Origin of the sequence: Novosphingobium colocasiae (assembly GCF_014652555.1) — a bacterium.
In the GTDB taxonomy this organism is placed as follows: Bacteria; Pseudomonadota; Alphaproteobacteria; order Sphingomonadales; family Sphingomonadaceae; genus Novosphingobium; species Novosphingobium colocasiae.
In genome coordinates this window covers 41,061-62,828 of sequence record NZ_BMZA01000009.1, presented here as the reverse complement: position 1 = coordinate 62,828, position 21,768 = coordinate 41,061, and the positions used below count along the sequence as shown (strand labels likewise).

Here is a 21,768-nt window from a genome sequence, read left to right as displayed (position 1 = left end):
CGGCAGAGGGCACACCCACGCGATGAATACCCTCTACGAAGAACTGCTGGCGGCGATCCACAGCGTCTGGCACCGGCGGTGGCTGGCCCTCGGCATTGCCTGGGCGATCTGCCTGCTGGGCTGGCTGGTGGTGGCGCTGATCCCCAACAGCTACGAATCCAAGGCGCGGATATTCATCCAGCTTGACGATGCGCTGGCCGAGCAGGTCGGCATCGGCATTGCCGACAAGAAGCGCGATATCGAGCGGATCCGCCAGACCCTGACCAGCGCGGTCAATCTGGAAAAGGTCGTCCGCGCGACCCGGCTGGGCGATACCATCGAAGACCCCAAGCAGATGGAAGCTGCGGTTCTCAAGCTCGGCGATAACGTCAAGGTCGTCAGCCAGCAGGACAACCTGTTCGAGATCACCGCCACTGCCAACAACGCCAGCTTCTCGGACGCGGAAAACGCCAAGCTGGCGCAGGATGTGGCGCAGAAGCTGATCGACATCTTCCGCGAGGAGAACCTCTCCGGCAACCGCGGTGACATGGTCGAGACGCTGGAATTCGTGAACCAGCAGCTCGCCACGCGCGAGAAGGAGCTGGAATCGGCCGAGAACAAGCGCAACACATTCGAATCCCAGCATCCCGAACTGGCTCAGGGCGGAGCGGCGATTTCGCAGCGGCTGGAAACCTCGCGCGCGTCGCTGCGGGATATCGACGCTGACCTGATCGCGGCGCAAAGCGCGCTGGCGGCGATCGACGGTCAGATCGGCGGCACCCCCAAGACCATGCCCGGCGGCCAGGCCGGCAGCGCCTCGGCATCGCTGGCGCAGGCGGAAATGGCGCTTGGCGGGCTCAAGGCGCGGGGGCTGACCGATAGCCATCCCGACGTGATCGCGGCGCAGAACCAGGTCAATGCCCTACGCGGCCCGGCGGCGCGCGAACAGGCCAGCGGCGGCGGCATGCCGAACCCGGCCTACAGTTCGCTGGTCTCCATCCGCGCCGATCGCGAAGCCAATGTCCAGGCGCTGACGTCGCGCAAGGCGGCGATGCAGTCGGACATCGCTTCCCTCACCACGTCGATGATCTCCGATCCGCAACTGGCTGCCGAGGCCCAGCGCATCAACCGCGATTATGACGTGCTGCGCAGCCAGTACGACAAGCTGCTGCAGGACCGCGAGGAACTGCGCCTGCGTGGCGAGGTGAAGACCGAGCGCGAGGCGGTGAAGTTCGAGGTGGTCGATCCGCCGACGACACCGCGCGCGCCCACCGCGCCCAACCGGCCGGTGCTGCTGTTCGGCGTGTTGCTGGTCGGCGTGGTCGGCGGTTGCGCCGGTGCCTTTGCCCTCAGCCGGGTGCGGTCGGTCTTCGCCACTACGGCCGGGCTGGAGCGGGCGACGGGCCTGCCGGTTCTGGGCGCGATTTCGCAGAACCTGACGGCCAGCGCGCGCGCCCTGCGCCAGCGGCGGCTGAAGTATTTCTACGGTGCCAGCGCCGCTCTGGGCGGACTGTTCGTCGTACTGCTCGCGGTCGAATTCATCCAGCGCGGCATGGTGGCCTGAGGAGCATGGCGCAATGACCGAACACAGCAAGATCCCCATGCCCGGCGCAACCTCGCGCACCCCGGCCGATGGTGGCGAAGCGCGCCGCGAATCGCTGATCGAGCGGGCCGGCGGACGTTTCGATCTCAACAGCTTCATCGCCCCGCCGATCCCGACGCCGCCGGCCGCCCCCGCGCGCCAGCCCGTCGCCCCGCGCAAGGCGGCAGCAACGCCGCCGCCCGCACCGATCCCGCCAGAGCCCGCTCCGGCTGCGGCGGAAACGGTGCGCCATCCGGTGACGGATGACGCCGCGCCGGTGGCCTTCCATGGCAAGCATCACCCGGTCGATCGGGAGCGTCTGCGCGAGCAGGGGCTGATCGTGCCGGAAGGCACGGTGACCGCGCTGCTCGAAGAATTCCGCATCATCAAGCGTCAGCTTCTGGTCAATTGCGCACAGTTGCGCAGCAAGATGCCCGGTGCAGCCGCCCAGCGCATCCTGGTCAGCTCGCCCCATCCGGGCGAAGGCAAGACCTACTGCGCGCTCAACCTGGCGCTGTCGATCGCGGCCGAGAAGGAGAGCGAGGTCCTGCTCGTCGATGCCGATTTCGCCAAGCCGTCGATCCTCTCGGCGCTGGGCCTGCCCGGTGGCCCCGGCCTGATGGACGCGCTGATGGACGAGCGGATCGACGTCGCGCAATGCGTGCTGGGCACCGATGTGCCGGGCTTGTGGGTACTCCCCGCCGGCGATACCACCGCGCATGACAGCGAATATCTGTCTTCCTCGCGCACCGCCAAGATCCTCGACCGGCTGACCGAAGGCGCGCCGCAGCGGATCGTCATCTTCGACAGCCCGCCGGCGCTGGCGGCATCGCCCGCCGCCGAACTCGCCAAGTATGTCGGCCAAGCCATGGTCGTGGTGCGGGCGGACCGCACCGGGCAGGGCGCGCTCGACGATTGCGTCACGCTGCTGGGGGCCTGTCCCAATGTCCAACTGCTGCTGAACGCAGCCCAGTTCAGCCCGAGCGGCCGCCGCTTCGGGTCCTATTACGGCTACAGGGGATGATCGGCATGTTTGCGCAACGCACATCCGCATCGTTGAAACCGGCATCGTCGCTGCTGGTGATCGCGGCGCTGGGCATCGGCGGCGTCATGCCGCAGACCGCGCCGGCGCAATCGATCGGCTATGACACGGTCGGCTCGTCGGGCTCTTCGGGCGAGGATCAGCCGGTCTATGCACCGGACGACAAGGCTTCGAAGCGCGCCGGAAAGTCCGGCCGGGGCGGCAAGGGCGGCAAGCAGGTCTACATCGCCCCGTATCTGGAACTCGACCAGATCGTCGATGCCCAGCTTTCGCCGGGCAACGATGTGCTGACCTATACCCAGGCAGCGGTCGGCGTCGATCTTGGCATCAGCGGGCGCAATAACGCCGCTTCGGCCTCGGTCCGCTATGAACGCCACTTCGGCTGGGGCAAGAACGCCCGCGACGGCGATGTCATCAGCGGCATCGCGCGCGGCTATGCCACGGTGATCCCCGGCTTCACTATCGAAGCCGGCGCGCTGGCGACGCAGGCCAACGTGGAAAACGGCGGCGCGGCGGTGCGCTCGGGCCTCGTGGACGACGAATCCACCACCAACATCTATTCGATCTACGGCGGCCCCTCGCTGACTACCCGTGCCGGCGATGTCAATCTGTCCGCCAACTATCGCGCCGGCTTCACCAAGGTGGAGAATGACAATGCGTTTCGCGCCAGCCCGACCGGCGCGGCGGCGGACGTGTTCGACAAGAGCACGGTTCAGGTTGCCGATGCCGAAGCGGGCGTGGCACCGGGCACGGTGCTGCCGGTCGGGCTGGCGGTCGCCGGCAGCTTCTACCAGGAAGACGTCTCCAACCTCGACCAGCGCGTGCGCGACATGCAGGGGCGCGGCATGGTGACTGTTCCGGTCAGCCGCACCGTCCAGGTGACCGGCGCGATCGGTTACGAGGACGTCGAGGTTTCCTCGCGCGATGCCAGGCGCGATGAGGACGGCGATCCGATCATCGGCAGCGATGGCCGCTATGTGACCGACAAGTCATCCCCCCGGGTGCTGGCCTATGATGTCAGCGGCCTGACCTGGGAAGTGGGCGTGATGTGGCGTCCCAGCGCGCGTACCGCGCTCAGCGCCTATGTCGGCAAACGCTATGGGTCGACCAGCTATGGCGGGACTTTCAGCTATGCCCCGAATGATCGCAGCGCGCTGTCGGTCGCGGTCTATGACAACATCGCGGGCTTCGGGGGGCAGGTGAACCGCGTGCTCGACAAGCTGCCCGATGATTTCGAAGTGGTCCGCGATCCGCTGACCGGCAACATCACCAGTTGCGTCAACACGCTGGACGGCAACGGCTGCTTCGGCGGCGCGCTGGGTTCGGTCCGCTCGTCCACCTTCCGCGCGCGCGGCATCGCCGCCAACTACACCATGCGCATCGGCCAACTGAACGCCGGGATCGGCGCGGGTTACGACCGGCGCAAGTTCATCGCCGCCAGCGGCACTGTACTGGCCGCAGCGAACGGGGTGCTGGACGAGAACTACTGGCTGGCGGCCTACCTCAGCGGCGCGCTGGGCGATTCCGCCGGGTGGTCCACCAACGCCTATGCCAACTGGCTGACCACCAGCGATCCGCTGGCCGGCGACGTTACCGGCTACGGCGCAACCGCCAGCTACTACCGCATGCTGACGCGGCGTCTGCGCGCCACGGCAGCGGTCGGCATCGACGGGATCAGCCGCAAGGACGCGGCGATCGACGATATCTGGACAGCATCGGCCCTGCTGGGCCTGCGTTACGGCTTCTGAGCCCGAAAATAAGAGGGACAGCATATGTTCGATGATTTCTACGGGCTCGATGGCCGGCCGTTCCAACTGACGCCGGATCCGGCATTCTATTTCGAAAGCGGCACACACCGCAAAGCGCTGTCCTACCTGGGCTATGGCCTGGCGCAGGGCGAAGGCTTCGTGGTCATCACCGGCGAAGTCGGCGCGGGCAAATCCACGCTGGTGGCTTACCTGATGGCCACGATCGATCCGGCCCGGCTGACCGCCGCGCATATCGTCACCAGCGCGCTGGACGGCGAGGAGATCGTCCACGTCGTCGCCCATGCCTTCGGCCTCGATATCGCCGGCCATGACAAGGCCAGCGCGCTCGCCGCCATCGAGGCGTTTCTGCATGAGGAAGCGCGCGCCGGTCGCCGCTGCCTGCTGATCGTCGATGAGGCGCAGAACCTGTCGGTCGGCGCGCTGGAAGAACTGCGCATGCTGTCGAACTTCCAGCTCGGCGCTTATCCGCTGCTGCAGACGCTGCTGCTGGGTCAGCCCGAATTCCGCGAGACGCTGCTCGAATCGCAGGGGCTGGAGCAACTGCGCCAGCGGGTGATCGCCACGCACCACCTCTCGGCGATGGATGCCAAGGAAGTGCAGCCCTACATCGAGCACCGCATGGCCTGCGTCGGCTGGAAGGGCAATCCCAGCTTCGATCAGCGGGTATTCTCCGAAATTCACGAGGCAACCGGCGGCATCCCGCGGCGGATCAACCAGATCGTCAACCGCCTGCTGCTGCTGGGGGCGGTGGACAAGCGCACCCGGATCGACAGCACGATGCTGCGCCAGGTGCTCGACGAACTGAACGATGACGGCTCGATCTCGCTGGTGACGCCGGTCGCTTCCCAGCCTCAACCCGTTGCCGCACCGATCGCGCCCGCACCGGCCGCGTTCAGCGCGCCGGTAGCCTATGCCGGCGATCCGGTCGAAGCGGTGCCTTCGTTCGATGCCGCCGATGCCGTGGCGCTGATCGAGACCGCGCTGGCGGAACGCGATCAGCAGATCGAGGAATTGCAGCAGGCCGTCGTCGAACTGGCCGCCGCTTCCGAGAAGCGGGAGGCTGCCGAGCCGGCTGCGGGCGCTGACGAAGTGGCCGCGCTGCAGGCGCAACTGGCAGAGGTCAACGATCGCGCCGCCCGGCTCGAAGCGCGCCTTGGTGAACAGGAAACCACCCTGCGCCATACCCTGACGATGCTGATCGAATGGATCGAAGGCGGCGAGGGCACGCGCCAGGCCGCCTGATCCTTCCTGACGGGGGCCGAACACCCGGCTCTGCCAAGACCCGTTTGCTTGCGGAGTGCCACGCGATGAATGCCACCGGGCCGGTCAACGGTCTTTCCGTCGATGTCGAGGACTGGTTCCAGGTCGGTGCCTTCGAGACGGTGATCGCGAAGGACGACTGGCCGCGTCTGGCCGATCGGGTCGAGCGTAACTGCGACGCTATCCTGGCGCTGTTCGATGCCGGTGGCGTCAAGGGCACGTTCTTCACGCTGGGCTGGGTGGCAGAGCGGCACCCGGCGCTGATGCGGCGGATCGTCTCTGCCGGGCACGAAATCGCCAGCCACGGCTGGGATCATGATCGCGTGTTCCGGCTTGGTGCCGCTGCGTTTCGCGAGGATCTGACCCGCAGCCGCAAGGCGATCGAGGACGCGGCGGGCACGCCCGTGACCGGCTATCGCGCCCCCAGCTTCTCGATCGATGCCCGCACGCCGTGGGCCTTCGAGGTGCTGGCCGAACAGGGCTATGCCTATAGCTCCAGCGTCGCCCCGGTGGTGCACGATCATTATGGCTGGCGTGATGCGCCGCGATTTGCCTTTCACCCGCTGCCGGGATCGGACCTGATTGAGATCCCGGTGACCACGGCGCTGTTTGCCGGTCGGCGGCTGGCGGCGGGCGGCGGCGGGTTCTTCCGCGTGCTGCCTTACGGTTTTTCGCGCTGGGCGATCCGCCAGGTGAACCGCGAAGGCCGGCCGGCGGTGTTCTATTTCCACCCCTGGGAGATCGACGCCGCCCAGCCGCGCATCGATAACGCGCCGCTGCGTTCGCGCATCCGCCACTATACCAACCTGGCGGTCATGGAAGCCAAGCTGCGCCAACTCGTGGCTGAATTCCGCTGGGGCCGGATGGACGATCTGGCCGCGCGCGAAGCAGCCCGGGCGATGAGGATGGCGGCATGAACGCGCCGTTCAAACCCCATGCCGGGACCATCCGGCTGGCAGATCTGGGCGATGTCAACGAACTGCGCCGGCTTGATGCCTTCGTGCTGGCCCACCCGCACGGTACGCCGTTCCATCGGCCCTGCTGGTTCGTTTCGGTCGCGCAGGCCACGGGCAACCGGGCTTTTGCGCTGGTGGAGGAACGGGGCGGGGAAGTCGTCGGGCTGCTGCCGCTCGATGCGATCCATTCGCCGGTATTCGGACGGGTGCTGGCATCCAGCGGGTTTGCCGTCGGTGGCGGCCTGCTGGCCACTCCCGGTGCCGATCCCGCTGCGTTATTCCGCGCGGCCAAGGAACTGGCACTGCGGCTGTCTTGCCCCGCCATCGAACTGCGCGGCGGTGCGTTGCCTGATGCGGGCGGAGGCTGGACGCTCAAGACCGAGTCTCACTGCAATTTCGCCCGGCCGCTGGCGGCAGACGACGAGGCGGAACTGCTCGCCATCCCGCGCAAGCAGCGCGCCGAGGTACGCCGTTCGCTCGGCATCGACCTTGATGTCCGCGTCGGCCGCGAAGAGGGGGACCGCGCCGCGCACTATGCGGTGTTCTGCGAAAGCTACCGCAACCTCGGCACCCCGGTGTTCCCGCGCGCCTTGCTGGACAGTGTGCTCGACGGATTCGGCGCGGATGCCGATATCCTGACCGTCTGGCATCAGGGGCGTCCGGTGGCCGGGGTCCTTAGTCTCTACCATGACGGCGCTGTCATGCCCTATTGGGGCGGCGGCACCCGCGATGCGCGGGCGCTGCGGGCCAACGACCGGATGTATTACGAACTGATGCTGCACGCCCGCCGGAAGGGCTGCGCCCGGTTCGATTTCGGCCGCTCCAAGACCCTGAGCGGGGCCTATCATTTCAAGCGCAACTGGGGTTTCGAGCCCGAGCCGCTGACCTACGCCGGTTGGACGGCTCCCGGCGCACTTGCGCGCGATGCCGATCCGACCAGCGCCCGGGTCGCGCTGCAGATCAGGCTGTGGCAGAAGCTGCCGCTGGCTATTGCCAACCGGCTGGGCCCGCTGATCGCGCGCGGTATCGGATGATGCACGCGGTTCCCGTGCCGTCAGGGGCAGGTGGTTCCGGCGCAGTCCGGCCCGAAATCCTGTTCCTGTCGCACCGCATTCCTTTTCCGCCGGATCGCGGTGACAAGATCCGCTCGTTCAACGTGCTTCAGGCGCTGGCACGGCTGGGGCCGGTACACGTCGCGACCTTTGCGGACGATGCCGATGACATGGCCCACGAACGCGCGCTGGCCGGGCTGGCCGCCAGCCACTGCCTGCTGCCGCGCACCAAATCGCTGGCACGCTCCGGGATGGAGGCACTGATTACGGCCAAGCCGATCAGCCTGGCCGCATTCCGTGACGCCCGCCTGTCGCGCTATATCGCAGAGGTGCTGCGGACCCGGCCGATCGCCGCGATCTATCTCTTCTCGGGGCAGATGGGCCAATATCTGCCGCCGCATTTCGACGGCCGCATCGTCGCGGATCTGGTCGATGTCGATTCCGCCAAGTTTGAGGCCTATGCCGCCAAAAGCGGGGGCTTTCGCGGCTGGATGGAACAGCGCGAGGCGCGCCTGCTGGCCGCTGAGGAAGCGCGCATCGCGGGCCTTGCCGATCACACGCTGCTCATCAGCGCGCAGGAGGCGGCACTGTTTCGCGGACGGCTCGACAAGACGGCCCCGGCGGGCCGGGTCGCGGCGATGGGCAACGGCATCGACAGCGCGCTGTTCGATGCGAAAAATGTGCTGCCCGAACCGCGCCTTGCCGGCCATGACGGGCCGCGCCTGATCTTTACCGGGCAGATGGACTATGCCCCCAACGTCGACGCGGCGCTCCGGGCGATCCGACGGCTCCTGCCGCGCATCCGCGCCCGGATTCCGGGGGCCAGCCTCCACATCGTTGGTCGCAACCCGGTTGCGGCGCTGACCGCGCTCGACGGGCGCGACGGGGTTCATGTCTGGGGCAAGGTGCCCGATGTCCGCCCCTGGCTGGCCGCCGCCGATATCGCGCTGGTGCCGCTGGAGATCGCGCGCGGGGTGCAGAACAAAGTGCTCGAAGCGATGGCAATGCGCTTACCTGTGGTGCTTACCACCGGTGCCGCGACCGGCATCGAGGCACGGGACCAGCACGATTACGCCATAGCCGATAGCGACGACCAGTTGGTCGAAGCCGTTGTCGCGCTTGCCGGCGATCCGGGCCGCGCACATGCCATGGGGGCGGCCGCGCGGACCTGGATCGTCGGCCATGCCGGCTGGGAAGCGGCGCTCGCGCCCCTGGCCGGGTGGCTTGGCCTGGCGACGAGGCATCATGCCGATGCAGCTTGACGCCCGCATCCTGAGCGGCCGCCTGATCGACTGGCAGGCGGTCCCCGCACCATGGCGCGCGGCGCTGCTGCGACTGGGTGCGGCGTGGCTGGTGCTGATCGTGCTGTTCGGCGGCGACTGGCTGGCGATGCTGCGGCAGTGGTGGGACATTTCCACGTACAACCATATCCTGCTGATCCCGGCGATCATCGGCTGGCTGGCCCTGCAACGCCGCCGCGAACTGGCGCAGATCGCGCCGCAGACGTGGTGGCCGGGGCTGCTCCTGCTGGGTGGGGCGGCATTCCTGTGGCTGCTCGGCGCGCTGTCCGGGCTGGACCTTGCGCGACAGGCCGGGGCGGTGGCCATGCTGGGCGCTTGCGTGCCGCTGCTGCTGGGTGTGCGGGCTACCTGGGGGCTGCTGTTTCCCCTTTGCTATATGGCGTTACTGATCCCCGTCGGGGAAGAGCTGGTTCCGCTTCTGCAGACGGTGACCGCCAAGATCACGATCGCGCTGACCCACTTCAGCGGCATCCCCGCGCGGATCGACGGGGTGTTCATCGATACCCCCGCCGGCCTGTTCCAGGTCGCTGAAGCCTGTTCCGGCGTGAAGTTCCTGATCGCCATGATCGCCTTCGGGGTGCTGACCGCGCATGTCTGTTTCGTCAGCGCTGTGCGTCGGGCAGTGCTGCTCGCGGTCTGCCTGGTCGTGCCGATCCTTGCCAACGGCGCGCGCGCGTGGGGCACCATCTTTGCAGCGCAGTACGTCGGCGTCGAAGTGGCGGGCGGGATCGATCACATCATCTACGGCTGGGTGTTCTTCGCCGTCGTTCTGGCGATCGTCATCGCCGCCGCCTGGCCGTTCTTCGACCGCCGCCCTGACGCGGCGATGATCGATGCCGAGGCGATCAACACCAACCCGCTGCTGACCCGGCTCGCCGCCGCCAGCATCCCGCCAGTCGCTGGGCTTTGCGCAATCGCCCTTGTTGTCGTTACGGCCCGTGGCTGGGCAATGGCTGCGCAAGACCTTGCCGCGCCGATGCCGGACCGGATCGATCTGCCGGCGGTGGCTGGGTGGCAGCGGGTGGATTACACCCCGCGCATCTGGTGGGAACCGCGCGCGGAGGGTGCGGATCACCGCTTGTTAGGCCGCTATGCCGGTCCTGATGGCATGGTTGTGGACGTATTCCTGGCGCTTTATGCCGGGCAGGGCGAAGGACGCGAGGCGGGCGGTTTTGGCCAAGGCGCGCTGATGCCCAACAGCGCCTGGGCCTGGCAGTCTGCCGCGACCAGCGTCGATGGCGGGCGAGGCGAGCGGCTGATGGGTGGCACTGACGTCGAGCGGGTAGCCGTCACCTGGTACCGCACCGGCGATCTGACCACCGCCAGCAACGCCCGCCTCAAGCTGGCGGCGATGGCCGATCACCTGCTGCTGCGCGCCCGGCCGACGATGATGCTGATCCTTTCCGCCGAAGACCGCCGCGGCGCTCCTGCCCAGCGCGCGATCGACCGGTTCAGAAAGGACAGCGGCCCGCTCGATATGTGGATGGACCGCATGGCGCGGCTGCGATAGGATCGATTTCGCATGTGCGGCATAGCCGGTATTTACCATCTCGAAACGCCCAAGCCGGTCGATCCTGACCGGGTCGCACGGATGTGTGATGCCATCGCCCATCGCGGGCCCGATGGCGCCGGAGTATGGACCGCGCCGGGCGTTGCGCTGGGCCATCGGCGGCTGTCGATCATCGATCTGGCCGGATCGCCGCAGCCCATGCCGGCACCGGATGGCCGGGCGATGCTGGTGTTCAACGGCGAAATCTACAACTATCGCGAACTGCGCCACGAACTGCGCCAGCACGGCGCGCAGTTCCGCACTGACGGCGATAGCGAGGTGATCCTTGCCGCCTGGCAGCGCTGGGGGCCGGACTGCGTCAGCCGCCTCCACGGTATGTTCGCCTTTGCGATCTATGATTGCGATGCCCGCACGCTGTTCCTGGCGCGCGATCGGCTGGGGGTGAAGCCGCTGTTCATGGCCCCGCTCAGCGATGGCAGCCTGGCGTTCGGGTCCGAGCTCAAGGCGCTTTTGGCGCATCCGCTGCTGCGGCGCGAAGTCGATCCGCTGGCGGTCGAGGACTATCTTGCCTGGGGCTACGTCCCCGATACGCGCTCGATGCTCAAGGGCGTGACCAAGCTGCCCGCCGGGCACACGCTGCTGCTGCGCCACGGCGCGCCGATGCCGGTGCCGGTGCAATACTGGGACGTGTCGTTCAGCGAACGGCGCAAGGGCAAGCCTGCCGATCTGGAGGCGGAACTGCTGCACCTGATGCGGCAGGCGGTATCGTCGCGGATGGTCGCGGACGTGCCGCTGGGTGCGTTCCTGTCGGGCGGGGTGGACAGTTCCAGCGTTGTCGCGCTGATGGCCGAGGCGAGCGCGCAGCCCGTGCGCACCTGCTCGATCGGGTTCGACGACGCGGCACTGGACGAAACGAGCTATGCCAGCCGCATCGCCGATCGGTATCGTACCGATCATGTGAGCCGCACGGTTTCATCGGACGATTACGAGGCGGTGGATGCGCTCGCGGCGATGTTCGACGAGCCGTTCGCCGATGCCTCCGCCCTGCCGACCTGGCGGGTGTGCCAGCTCGCGCGCGAATCGGTGACCGTGGCGCTCTCGGGCGACGGCGCGGACGAGGCGCTGGCGGGCTATCGGCGGCAGGTGTTCCTGCATGGCGAGGATCGCATGCGCGCGCTGATGCCGCAGGCGCTGCGCGGGCCATTGTTCGGCGCGCTGGGTGCGGTCTATCCCAAGGCGGACTGGGCACCCCGGCCGCTGCGCGCCAAGACCACCTTGCTCTCGCTCGCCGGAGACAGCGCGCAAGGCTATGCGCGGGCGTTGTCCTTTGCCCCGCCCGAGCTGCGCGAGAGCCTCTATTCGCCCGACTACCTGCGCTTGCGCGGCGATTACCGGGCCGAGGATCAGATGCTGGCGCTGATGCGTGGCGCTCCGGCGCGATCCGGGCTGGATCAGGCGCAGTACGCCGATCTCAAGTTCTGGCTGCCGGGCGATATCCTGACCAAGGTGGATCGCACCAGCATGGCGGTCGCCCTCGAAGCGCGCGAGCCGCTGCTGGACCATCGCCTGATCGAATTCGCGGCCAGCCTGCCGGAAAACCTGCGTGTGCGTGGCGGGCAGGGCAAGTGGCTGATGAAGCACACGATGCGCCGGTTCCTGGACGACGACATCCTGTTCCGCCCCAAGCAGGGCTTCGTCACCCCGATCGCGCGCTGGTTTCGCGGGCCGCTGGCGGGGGCGGCCGGGGCGATTGCCGACAGCGCGGCGCTGGCAGGGACCGGATGGTTCGACACCCGGCGACTGGCGACGATCGCCGAAGCGCACCGCACCGGCCGCGCCGATCATTCGCGGCTGCTGTGGCAACTGCTGATGCTCGACCGGTCATTTACCGTGCTGGGACTCGCCTGACGGCTCCCTTCGCGACGCCGGATTTCACGGCAGATCGTCGAATTAACTAAACACTATCTTAGCACAATTGCCCTAGAGCGGTCCTGTAGATCGGCATTGCGAAAGAGAGCATGCAGGCAATTGGTTGCACCCGGCTGGTTCAGAACCACGCAGACAGGCTGAGAAATCGGCCTGTCTCGTGCTGTTTGACCGCCCGTGCTGCCAGCGAGGCCGGGGCATGAGCGCGGTCATGGAAAAACTGCGCGAACGCTGGAAAAACCCGCGCCTGCGGATCGTGCTCTGGGCCAGCCTAGTCGGCCTGTTCTTCGCCCTGTGCCCGACCGCGAATTCTCCGATGGAAGACCTTATCATCGCGGCGCGCAACATGGTTCGCAGCCACCGCTCCGATGGCCGTATCGTTATGGTCTTACAAGATGACCGTACGGTTGCCGAATTGAAGACCTCCGAGATCGGTCGGGAATACGACGCTCGCGTTGCTGACGCGTTGTTGAAGGCCGGGGCTAGGCGCGTGTTCTTCCAATGGGCTTACACCCACACGGCGGGCCCGCAACTTGATGGCGAACTTGCAGAAGTCGTCGCGCGGTATCCCGATAAGATTTTCTTCGGCGTACCGGGCGAAAGCACCGAGCAGCATTACAACTACGTCAGTTCCGTCCCGCTTAACTCCTTTGGTGGGCAAAAAGCAGCCGTTTCCCTTGCCGCGATGTTCCATACATCCAACATGGGGATCAGCCTCCTCTATTACTCCAACAGCGCGGCTGGCAAAATTCCCAGCATGCCTGCGAAGATTGCCGAGATTAAATCGCTACCCGACGGCGAATTCCGGCCCGACTTTTCGATCCAGGCGGATTCCATTCCGGATGTCAGCTACATTGATGTGTTGAACGACAAGTTCGATGCAGATGTGATCGCTGGGCGCGATGTGATCATAGATCCATCGGCTGCGGCTTTCGGCACGACCCGGCTGCTGCTTGGCCAAGGCCATGTCCCCGGCGGATACTTTTACGCTATCGCCGCCGAGACTTTGCGTAATGGCATCCCTATCCGGCTTGGAGCCTTCCCCGCGCTGATCCTGGCGCTCGCCGTCGTGCTTACCGGTATGCAGCGGGGCAGTTCGCTGGATGCGAAGCGCGTGGTCGCGCTGATCGCGATCCTGATCGTGTTCCCGTTCGTTTGCGACATGAAGCTGGTCGAAGTCGATGTGTTCCCGGCGATTGCCGCGACAGGCATCGCCTTGTTCCGCATGCGGTCGCTCGACAAGCTGGAGAACGCCGGCGAAACCAATGCCGGATCGGGCCTGCCCAGCGTACAGGCGCTGCGCAACCAGAACGGACCGGCCGATCGCATCCTCGTCGCGCTCAAGATCCGCAATTACGGCGCGATCATCGGCAGTTTCGCGCAGCCGGTCGAAGCGCAAGTGGCAGCGGAAGTGGTGCGGCGGATCCGGATCAGCGATCCGGACGTGGTCGTCTATCACGAAGGCGGCATGTACCTGTGGCTCTCCTCGATCCGCAGCCCGTTCGACCTGATGGACAATCTCGAAGGCCTGCACCGGATCGTCCAGAGCGGCATCCAGATTGCCGGGCGTGACATCGACCTGTCGTTCAACTGCGGCTTCGATTCCGAGTTCGATCGCCCCGTCGCCGGCCGCGTTTCCAACGCGATGCAGGCGTCGGAAGAGGCGGTTCGCAATGACGAGCTGGTCTATCAGCACGATAGCCGCAAGCACGAGGCGCACTGGGAAATATCGCTGCTTACCTCGCTCGATCGCGCGATCGACAATGGCGAAGTGTGGGTCGCCTATCAGCCCAAGCTGGACCTGGCGTCGAACCGGATCACCGGCATGGAAGCGCTGGTGCGCTGGTCGCATCCGGAACGCGGGCCGATCAGCCCGGAAAAGTTCATCCGAATCGCCGAAGAATACCATCGTATCGAGCGCATCACCCGCTTCGTGCTGGACGAAGCGGTCGGCTCGGCGGTGAAGCTGCGCCGGCTGGGCTTCGATCTGATCGTATCGGTCAACATCTCCGCACAGTTGCTGCGCAATCCCGGCCTGCCCGAAATGATCCGCGCCAGCCTTCAGACCCACGGCCTGGCACCGGCCAACCTGATGCTAGAAATCACCGAGACGGATCGCCTCGATCGCAGCTCGCGCACTTTCCGTATGCTGCAGTCGCTGGTCGAAATGGGGCTCAAGCTTTCGATCGACGATTTCGGCACCGGCAATGCGACGATCGACTATCTGCGGTATTTGCCGGCGGGCGAGGTCAAGATCGACAAGGTCTTCATCTCGGCGATGGAAAACAACCGCGAGGATTACCTGCTGGTTCAGTCCATCATCGAAATGGCACACTCGCTGGAGCGCAAGGTGGTGGCGGAAGGTGTTGAATCCGCCGCTGTGCTGGACCTGCTCAAGCGCCTGCGCTGTGACCAGATCCAGGGCTACTATATCAGCCGGCCTGTCGCGTTTGACGATTTCATCACGATGATGGGCCGGAGGGAAACCTTAAGAACCGGTTAAAATTTTCTTGCCGAGCATTTAACCCTTTGTTATCCATGAGTTCGACCGAATTGTCGGTCGTTCACATGGGGAATGTCAAATGCTCGGTAACATCGGAGGTCGTCCCAAGGGTGGCTGAATAGCTATCTTACTTCGCTGAATATATTCACGAAGTGGACGCATAAAAAAGAAAAGGCGAAGTCAAACAGATGGTTTGACTTCGCCTTTCTTCTTTCTGGTTTCCGGTTATTTGTTGAATTGACGGATCAGGCGAGCAGATCGCGCTGCAATTTCTCATCTTGCAATGGTCGTTTCTGAACGAAATCAGCAGCCGCGCCACAGTCAAATCCCATCGAGCACGGCTTCAGCGAGCAAGTGATTCGCATTTCGGTAACCATTTTTCGCTCGAATGCGCGGCGGCGTTAACGAAATCAGTCCTCGCCGTGGCCCAGCGCCATGTATTGCGCGCTCTGCATTTCGTTCAGCCGGCTGACCGTCCGCTCGAATTCGAACCGCCCGGTGCCGGATTGATAGAGCAGTTCGGGCTCGGCATCGGCGGCGGCGATCAGTTTGACGCGGTGTTCGTACAGTGCATCGATCAGCGTCACGAAGCGTGCCGCTTCGTTGCGGTTTTCGGGGCCGAGCTTCGGGATGCCGACGATGATGACGGTATGGAACGTCCGGGCGATCGCCAGGTAATCGGCCGCGCCGCGCGCTTCGGCGCAGAGCCGCTTGAAGCTGAACACGCCCACGCCCTTGAGGCTCTTGGGTACATGCAGCAGCCGCCCGCCGCCGACGTCGATCTCTTCGCTTGGCACATGGTCGGCGTCTTCGGGGGGATAGTCGGTTAGGCGGTAGAACGCCTGACGCGTCGCTTCCGTCGCGTCCTCGCCCAGCGGAGTGTGCCAGGTCGGCATGCCGCCCAGCCGCGCAAGGCGGTAATCGGTCGGGCCGTTCAGCGTCATCACGTCGAGCTCGGTCTCGATCAGCGCGATGAACGGCAGGAAATGCTCGCGGTTGAGCCCGTCCTTGTAAAGCTCGCGCGGGGCGCGGTTCGAGGTGGTGACCACGGTCACCCCTTCATCGACGATCAGCCGGGTGAACAGCCGGCTCATGATCATCGCATCGGCGGAATTGTTGACCACCATCTCGTCGAACGCCAGACACTGGAGCCCGCGCGCGAGGGTGGCCGCCACCGGCGGAATAGGGTCGCCGCTTTCCTTCTTGCGCTCCTCGTTCAACAGCGCGTGCACTTCGATCATGAAGGCGTGGAAATGGATGCGTCGTTTTCCCGGAATGTCGAGCGTCTGGTGGAACAGGTCCATCAGCATCGACTTGCCACGCCCGACGCCCCCCCAGATATAGGCACCGCGCGGGCCGGGGGCCTTCTTGCGCGCCTTGAACCGCGCCAGCAGCCCGGCCGGTGCGGCGGCCTTGTGCAGCGCGCGCTGCAGCTTGCTGAGATGCTCGGCCGCAGCGGCCTGCTCGGGATCGGGGCGCAGTTCGCCGGTGGCGACCAGCGCCTCGTACCGGTTCATAAGGCTGCTCATGCGCAGGCCCCCCGTCCGGCCGATGCGCGGTCGGCCGAAGGATTGGTGGTGCTGCCGTACACGCCGTTCACGTCGCCGCGACCGCTTCGCCCGGGCTCAGCCTCAGACCTGGCGCTCTGCCTGCATCTTCTTGATTTCGGCGATGGCACGCGCCGGGCTGAGGCCCTTGGGGCACACGTTCGCGCAGTTCATGATGGTGTGGCAGCGATAGAGGCGGAACGGATCTTCCAGTTCATCCAGACGCTCACCGGTCATTTCATCGCGGCTGTCAGCCAGCCAGCGATAGGCCTGGAGCAGGATCGCCGGGCCGAGGAACTTGTCGGAGTTCCACCAGTAGCTCGGGCACGAGGTCGAGCAGCAGGCGCACAGGATGCACTCGTAGAGGCCGTCCAGCTTCTCGCGCTGTTCGGGGCTTTGCAGGCGTTCCTTGCCCGAAGGCGTGGTCGACACCGTCTGCAGCCAAGGGCGGATCGAGGCATACTGCGCGTAGAAGTGCGTGAAATCGGGAACGAGGTCCTTGATCACGTCCATGTGCGGCAGCGGGGTGATGCGGATATCGCCCTTGAGGTCTTCGATGGCGGTGGTGCAGGCGAGGCCGTTCGAGCCGTTCATGTTCATCGAGCACGAACCGCAGATGCCTTCGCGGCACGACCGGCGGAAAGTGAGCGAAGGATCCTGCTCGCTCTTCATCTTGATGAGCGCGTCGAGGACCATCGGGCCGCACGTGTCGAGGTCGATCTCGAACGTGTCGTAACGCGGATTTTCGCCTGAATCGGGATCGTAGCGATAGACGGTGAACTTTTTGACGCGGGTGGCGCCTTCGGCCTTGTGGACCTTGCCCTGCTTCTTGATCTTGCTGTTGGCCGGAAGCGTGAACTGCGCCATCAATCGTCCCCGTCGTTTTGCACTGCGGCATGGGCCGCGACTCCTGACCCCCTCTAGCGATTCACCAGCGCAGGGCAAGGGGAGACTACGGAAGGGCACGGGGGCGGGCTGGCCAGCGCCGGCAATAGCGCTGGCCAGCACCCCATCCGGCGCGGTAGACCGGACCAAAGCGATAAGGAGGGGATGCATGGGTCTGCGGCATTGGTGGGACGACAAGGTTGTGCCGCGGTTGATCCGCTGCGCCTGTGGCCATCCGTCGGTGATGAAGGTCCGCAGCCAGGTGGTGCCGCTTGCCGAGGGGCGGGTGTTCGAGATCGGCTGCGGCGGCGGGATCAACCAGCGGTTTTACGATCCAGCCAGAGTAACGGCCTATTGCGGGCTCGATCCATCGGCCAAGGGGCTGGACTTTGCGCGAGAAGCCGCCCGCGTTCCCGATGCGCAATTCGTGGCCGGCGCTGGTGAGCAACTCCCGTTTCCGGACGACAGCTTCGATACGGTGGTCTGCACCTATACGCTGTGTTCGGTGGACGATCCGGGCCGGACGCTGGCGGAACTGCGCCGCGTTCTCAAGCCCGGCGGGGCGCTGCTCTATGCCGAGCACGGCCACGCGCCGGACGCCGGCGTCGCCCGCTGGCAGGCGCGGATCGAACCGGTGTGGAGCAGCCTTGCCGGCAATTGCCACCTGACCCGCCCTGTCACCCCGGCGATCGCTGCCGCCGGTTTCGCGCCCGAGCGGATGGGTGCCCATTATGCCAGCGGAGCGCCGCGCTTCGTGAGCTGGATGGAATGGGGAAGGGCGGTCAAGCCGGCGGTCTGATCGCGGAAGTTTCCCCGGGTTCGTGCCGGGCCCGGGGGCGCGCCGCATTTCCAATCCGCCTCTGAAGCCCTATCTGGCCAGCATGGCCCGAACACCCGCCGGAACCCCTGACCACCCGAAGGGAACCGAACGCTTCCACGAGGAACGGGCGGTGACGACGGTGCGCGGCAGCGATACGCCCGATCTGGCACGCGGGGCCGAGGTCATTCGCGATACGGTGCGCACGCTGCCGGCGCGGCCGGGCGTCTACCGCATGCAGGATGCCCGGGGCGATGTGCTCTATGTCGGCAAGGCGCGGGTGCTGCGCAACCGCGTCGCCAACTACGTGCAGTGGGAACGCCTGCCGGGGCGGCTGCAGCGGATGGTCAGCCAGACCCGGTCGATGACGATCGTCACCACCAATTCCGAGGCTGAGGCGCTGCTGCTGGAAGCCCAGCTCATCAAGCGCTTTCGCCCGCCGTACAACGTGCTGCTGCGCGACGACAAATCGTTCCCGTTCATCCTGCTGCGCGCCGATCATGCCTTCCCGCGGATCATGAAGCACCGGGGTGCCAGGCGGGCGACCGGCAACTATTACGGCCCGTTCGCCAGCGTCGGATCGGTCAACACCACGATCAATGCGCTGCAGAAGCTTTTCCTCCTGCGCAGTTGCACCGACAGCTTCTTCGCGCGGCGCGACCGGCCCTGTCTGTTGTACCAGATCAAGCGCTGCTCCGCGCCGTGCGTCGGCCGGATCGACGCGGCGGGTTATCGCGAACTGGTGGCCGAGGCGCGCGAGTTCCTGGGCGGCAAATCGAGCGCGGTGCAGCGCCGGATGGAAGCGCAGATGGCCGAAGCGGCCGAGGCGCTGGACTTCGAACGCGCCGCGATGCTGCGCGATCGTCTGCGCGCGGCGACCTTCATCCAGGGCAGCCAGGCGATCAATGCCGCCGGTGTCGCCAATGCCGATGTCTTCGCGGTCGCAGCCAAGGGCGGGCATGTCGGCATCCAGGCGTTCTTCATCCGGGGCGGGCAGAACTGGGGCCACCGCGCCTTTTTCCCGACCCACACCGAGGGGCTGGCCGAGGCTGAGGTGCTGACCGCGTTCCTGGCGCAGTTCTACGAAGAAGTGCCCCCGGCGCGCCTGATCCTGGTCGATCGCGATTTGCCCGAGGCGGACCTGCTGGCCGAGGCGTTGGCGACTGCGGCGGGCGGCAAAGTGGAAGTGAGCGTGCCGCAGCGCGGCGACCGGCGGCGGTTGATCGCGCAGGCTTCACGCAATGCGGTCGAGGCGCTGGACCGGCGCATGGCGGAAACCGGAACCAAGGCGAAAGTCTGGCGCGAGATGGCGGAGTTTCTCGACCTTCCCGAAGCGCCGCAGCGGGTCGAGATCTACGACAACAGCCACGTCCAGGGCGCGCATGCGCTGGGAGCGATGGTGGTGGCGGGGCCGGAGGGGTTCATCAAGAACCAGTACCGCAAGTGGAACATCCGAAAGGCGCAGACCAACGACGATTACGGCATGATGCGCGAGGTGTTTGCCCGCCGGTTCGCGCGGGCGCAGGATGAAGACCCCGATCGCGATGGCGGCCAGTGGCCTGATCTGGTGCTGATCGACGGCGGCAAGGGCCAGATGAGCGCGGTCAAGGATGCGCTTGAGGAACTGGACATAGAGGACGTGCCGCTGATCGCCATCGCCAAGGGGCCGCATCATGGCCGCGAGGGGCGCGAGGTGTTCCACTTCCCCGACGGCCGCGAAAAGATGCTGCCGGTCAATTCGCCGGTGCTGTTCCACCTTCAGCGGCTGCGTGACGAGGTGCACCGGTTCGCCATCGGCGCGCACCGGGAAAAGCGCAGCCGGGCGATCACTGCCAGCCCGCTGGATGAAATCCCCGGCATCGGCCCGGCGCGCAAACGGGCGCTGCTGCTGCACTTCGGCACGGCGGGGAAGGTGCGCGCGGCCAGCCTGGAGGACCTCCAGCGTGCGCCGGGGGTTAGTGCCACGGTGGCGCGGGCGATCTACGATTTCTACCATGCCGGCGGTTGATCGCTGTCGCCTGCGGGTGCCGGTGACGCGGAATTAAACATTTGCGGGCATTGCATTCTTAACCACATCGCGGGCGGATGGGCGCTTGCGGCCGGAAAGAACATGATCAGGACCAGGACCACCTTCATCATCGGCGCGGGGGCCGCCAGCGAACTGGCGATGCCGGCCAACGACGAGTTGCTGCTCAAGATCGGGCAGAGCCTGGAATTCTCGCGCCTGGGCACGCCCACCCAGTCGCGCGATACCGCGATGCTGGCGCACTACTTCACCTCGCTGGCAACGGCGCGCGGGCAGGATCAGGCGGCTGCATTCAAGGCGGCGGAACGGCTGCGGCTGGCGGCGCGGCTGGCCCGGTCGGTGGATGCTGTGCTGGACCAGCACGATGCCGATCCGCTGGTGGTCGCCTGCGGCAAGCTGACCCTGATCCACTTCCTGTGCCAGGGTGAGGCCAAATCCATCCTGCGACTGGCACCGCGCGTGACCGGGGATCTGCCGATCCAAGGGACGGAATCATGGCTTTACCAGTTCGGCCAACTGGTGACGAACGGGGTGCCGCTGTCGCGCGTCGATAGCTGCCTTGATGCCGTTTCGGTGATCTCGTTCTGCTATGACCGGTCGGTCGAGCATTTCATGCCCCATGCGCTGATGATGGCCTTCGGGATGCCGTTCGAAGAAGCGCAGCAACTGGTGAGCGAGCGGCTGCGCATAGTCCATCCCTATGGCACGCTGGGCAGGCTGCCATGGCAGTCCGGCACCGGGCCGGCGCTGGAATGGGGTGTGGAGGTGCCGGGCGATATGCAGGCGCTGGTTCCGGGCATCCGCACCGGCGCGCAGACATTGGCCGATACCGGTCTTGTCGCGGCGATGCAGGCGGTGGTCGCGGATTCGCAGCGGCTGGTGATGCTGGGGTTCGGCTATCACCCGCTCAATCTGGAGATGCTGGCGGCCCAGCCGCTGCCTGCCGCAGTGGAAGTGCTGGCGACCACATACGGCCTGAACGACAGCGCTGTTGCCGCAGTTCGCCGCATCCTCGGTCGGCGCTTCGGCGAGCGCGACGGCGATGGATTGGTGCTGGCAAACGTGCGCGCGAACGATCTGATGCGCGATTACGCGTTGCTGCTGGAAAGCTGATCGGCTTCAGCCGGCGGGATAGCTGATCTCCAGCAGCTCCCATTCCTTCTCCCCCGACGGCAGGTTCACGCGGCGCAGATCGCCGATCGCAGCACCGCGCAGGGCGCGGGCCAGCGGCGCGCTCCAGCCGATCCGGCCCGCACTCGCATCCTGCTCGTCATCGCCGATGATGGTGATGGTGAGCTGCTCGTCGTCCTCGTCGGCCAGGGTCACGGTTGCGCCGAAGAACACACGGGTGCGCACTTCCTGCCGCGCCGGGTCGACCACCCGCAGCGCCTTCATCCGCCGCGCGAGGTAGGCCAGCTCACGGTCGATCTCGCGCATGCGCTTGCGGCCATAGAGGTAATCGCCGTTTTCGGAGCGATCGCCGTTGCCCGCAGCCCATGATACGATCTCGACGATCGCCGGGCGCTCGGTGCCGAGCAGGTGGTCATAGCGCGCGCGCAGCGCGGCCATTCCGGCCGGGGTGATCGGCGGTCCATCGGGCTTCATGCTATGCT

At 66.1% G+C, this 21,768-nt stretch carries 16 protein-coding genes; 13 read left to right on the top strand and 3 right to left on the bottom strand.

Annotation, left to right across the window (positions count from 1 at the left end):
- The first annotated feature begins 22 nt into the window (after window positions 1–22).
- The 10 genes from IE122_RS12270 (at window position 23) to IE122_RS12225 (ending at window position 14,880) form a co-directional block, all read left to right on the top strand.
- Complete coding sequence (locus IE122_RS12270) at window positions 23–1,543, top strand: XrtA system polysaccharide chain length determinant (protein WP_189621468.1); 1,521 nt, start codon at window positions 23–25, stop codon at window positions 1,541–1,543.
- Between the two features lie 13 nt (window positions 1,544–1,556).
- Window positions 1,557–2,585: a P-loop NTPase family protein gene (locus tag IE122_RS12265; RefSeq protein ID WP_189621467.1), complete on the top strand. Its 1,029-nt coding sequence runs from the start codon at window positions 1,557–1,559 to the stop codon at window positions 2,583–2,585.
- A gap of 32 nt (window positions 2,586–2,617) precedes the next feature.
- A complete protein-coding gene (locus tag IE122_RS12260) occupies window positions 2,618–4,351 on the top strand; it encodes a preprotein translocase subunit YajC (protein WP_308430418.1) in 1,734 nt (577 codons plus the stop codon).
- A 24-nt stretch (window positions 4,352–4,375) separates the two neighbouring features.
- The gene (locus IE122_RS12255; protein WP_189621466.1) at window positions 4,376–5,614 is read left to right on the top strand and encodes an XrtA/PEP-CTERM system-associated ATPase; all 1,239 of its coding nucleotides are present in this window, start codon (window positions 4,376–4,378) and stop codon (window positions 5,612–5,614) included.
- Between the two features lie 65 nt (window positions 5,615–5,679).
- On the top strand, window positions 5,680–6,549 hold the full coding sequence (locus tag IE122_RS12250) for an XrtA system polysaccharide deacetylase (protein ID WP_189621465.1): 870 nt from the start codon (window positions 5,680–5,682) through the stop codon (window positions 6,547–6,549).
- Window positions 6,546–7,622, top strand: a complete 1,077-nt coding sequence (locus IE122_RS12245) for a FemAB family XrtA/PEP-CTERM system-associated protein (protein WP_189621464.1) — start codon at window positions 6,546–6,548, stop codon at window positions 7,620–7,622. The genes IE122_RS12250 and IE122_RS12245 overlap by 4 nt, the downstream gene beginning before the upstream one ends.
- Entirely contained in the window at window positions 7,622–8,902 is a 1,281-nt protein-coding gene (locus IE122_RS12240; protein WP_189621463.1) for a TIGR03087 family PEP-CTERM/XrtA system glycosyltransferase, read from the top strand. Before IE122_RS12245 ends, IE122_RS12240 begins: the two co-directional genes overlap by 1 nt.
- A complete protein-coding gene (gene xrtA, locus IE122_RS12235; protein ID WP_189621462.1) occupies window positions 8,892–10,451 on the top strand; it encodes an exosortase A in 1,560 nt (519 codons plus the stop codon). Before IE122_RS12240 ends, xrtA begins: the two co-directional genes overlap by 11 nt.
- A gap of 12 nt (window positions 10,452–10,463) precedes the next feature.
- Window positions 10,464–12,359, top strand: a complete 1,896-nt coding sequence (locus IE122_RS12230; protein ID WP_189621461.1) for an XrtA/PEP-CTERM system amidotransferase — start codon at window positions 10,464–10,466, stop codon at window positions 12,357–12,359.
- A gap of 229 nt (window positions 12,360–12,588) precedes the next feature.
- Window positions 12,589–14,880 (top strand): EAL domain-containing protein, encoded by a 2,292-nt coding sequence (locus tag IE122_RS12225; RefSeq protein WP_229814091.1) that lies wholly within the window; start codon window positions 12,589–12,591, stop codon window positions 14,878–14,880.
- Window positions 14,881–15,290: 410 nt separating this feature from the next.
- On the opposite strand, the gene zapE is transcribed toward IE122_RS12225, so the two are convergent.
- Together zapE and IE122_RS12215 are read right to left on the bottom strand one after the other, a co-directional pair.
- The gene (zapE, locus tag IE122_RS12220; protein WP_189621459.1) at window positions 15,291–16,409 is read right to left on the bottom strand and encodes a cell division protein ZapE; all 1,119 of its coding nucleotides are present in this window, start codon (window positions 16,407–16,409) and stop codon (window positions 15,291–15,293) included.
- A 102-nt stretch (window positions 16,410–16,511) separates the two neighbouring features.
- Window positions 16,512–17,294: a succinate dehydrogenase iron-sulfur subunit gene (locus tag IE122_RS12215; RefSeq protein ID WP_189621458.1), complete on the bottom strand. Its 783-nt coding sequence runs from the start codon at window positions 17,292–17,294 to the stop codon at window positions 16,512–16,514.
- A gap of 187 nt (window positions 17,295–17,481) precedes the next feature.
- On the opposite strand from IE122_RS12215, the gene IE122_RS12210 reads away from it, so the two are divergent.
- The 3 genes from IE122_RS12210 (at window position 17,482) to IE122_RS12200 (ending at window position 21,268) form a co-directional block, all read left to right on the top strand.
- The gene (locus IE122_RS12210; RefSeq protein WP_189621457.1) at window positions 17,482–18,111 is read left to right on the top strand and encodes a class I SAM-dependent methyltransferase; all 630 of its coding nucleotides are present in this window, start codon (window positions 17,482–17,484) and stop codon (window positions 18,109–18,111) included.
- A gap of 82 nt (window positions 18,112–18,193) precedes the next feature.
- Window positions 18,194–20,137, top strand: coding sequence for an excinuclease ABC subunit UvrC (uvrC, locus tag IE122_RS12205; RefSeq protein WP_189621456.1), 1,944 nt, complete (start codon window positions 18,194–18,196; stop codon window positions 20,135–20,137).
- Between the two features lie 102 nt (window positions 20,138–20,239).
- Window positions 20,240–21,268 carry a hypothetical protein gene (locus tag IE122_RS12200; protein ID WP_189621455.1) on the top strand — a complete coding sequence of 343 codons (1,029 nt, stop codon included), beginning with the start codon at window positions 20,240–20,242 and terminating at the stop codon, window positions 21,266–21,268.
- A gap of 6 nt (window positions 21,269–21,274) precedes the next feature.
- Here IE122_RS12200 and greB read toward each other — a convergent pair whose 3' ends face one another.
- On the bottom strand, window positions 21,275–21,760 hold the full coding sequence (gene greB, locus IE122_RS12195; RefSeq protein ID WP_189621454.1) for a transcription elongation factor GreB: 486 nt from the start codon (window positions 21,758–21,760) through the stop codon (window positions 21,275–21,277).
- Between the last annotated feature and the right edge of the window lie 8 nt (window positions 21,761–21,768).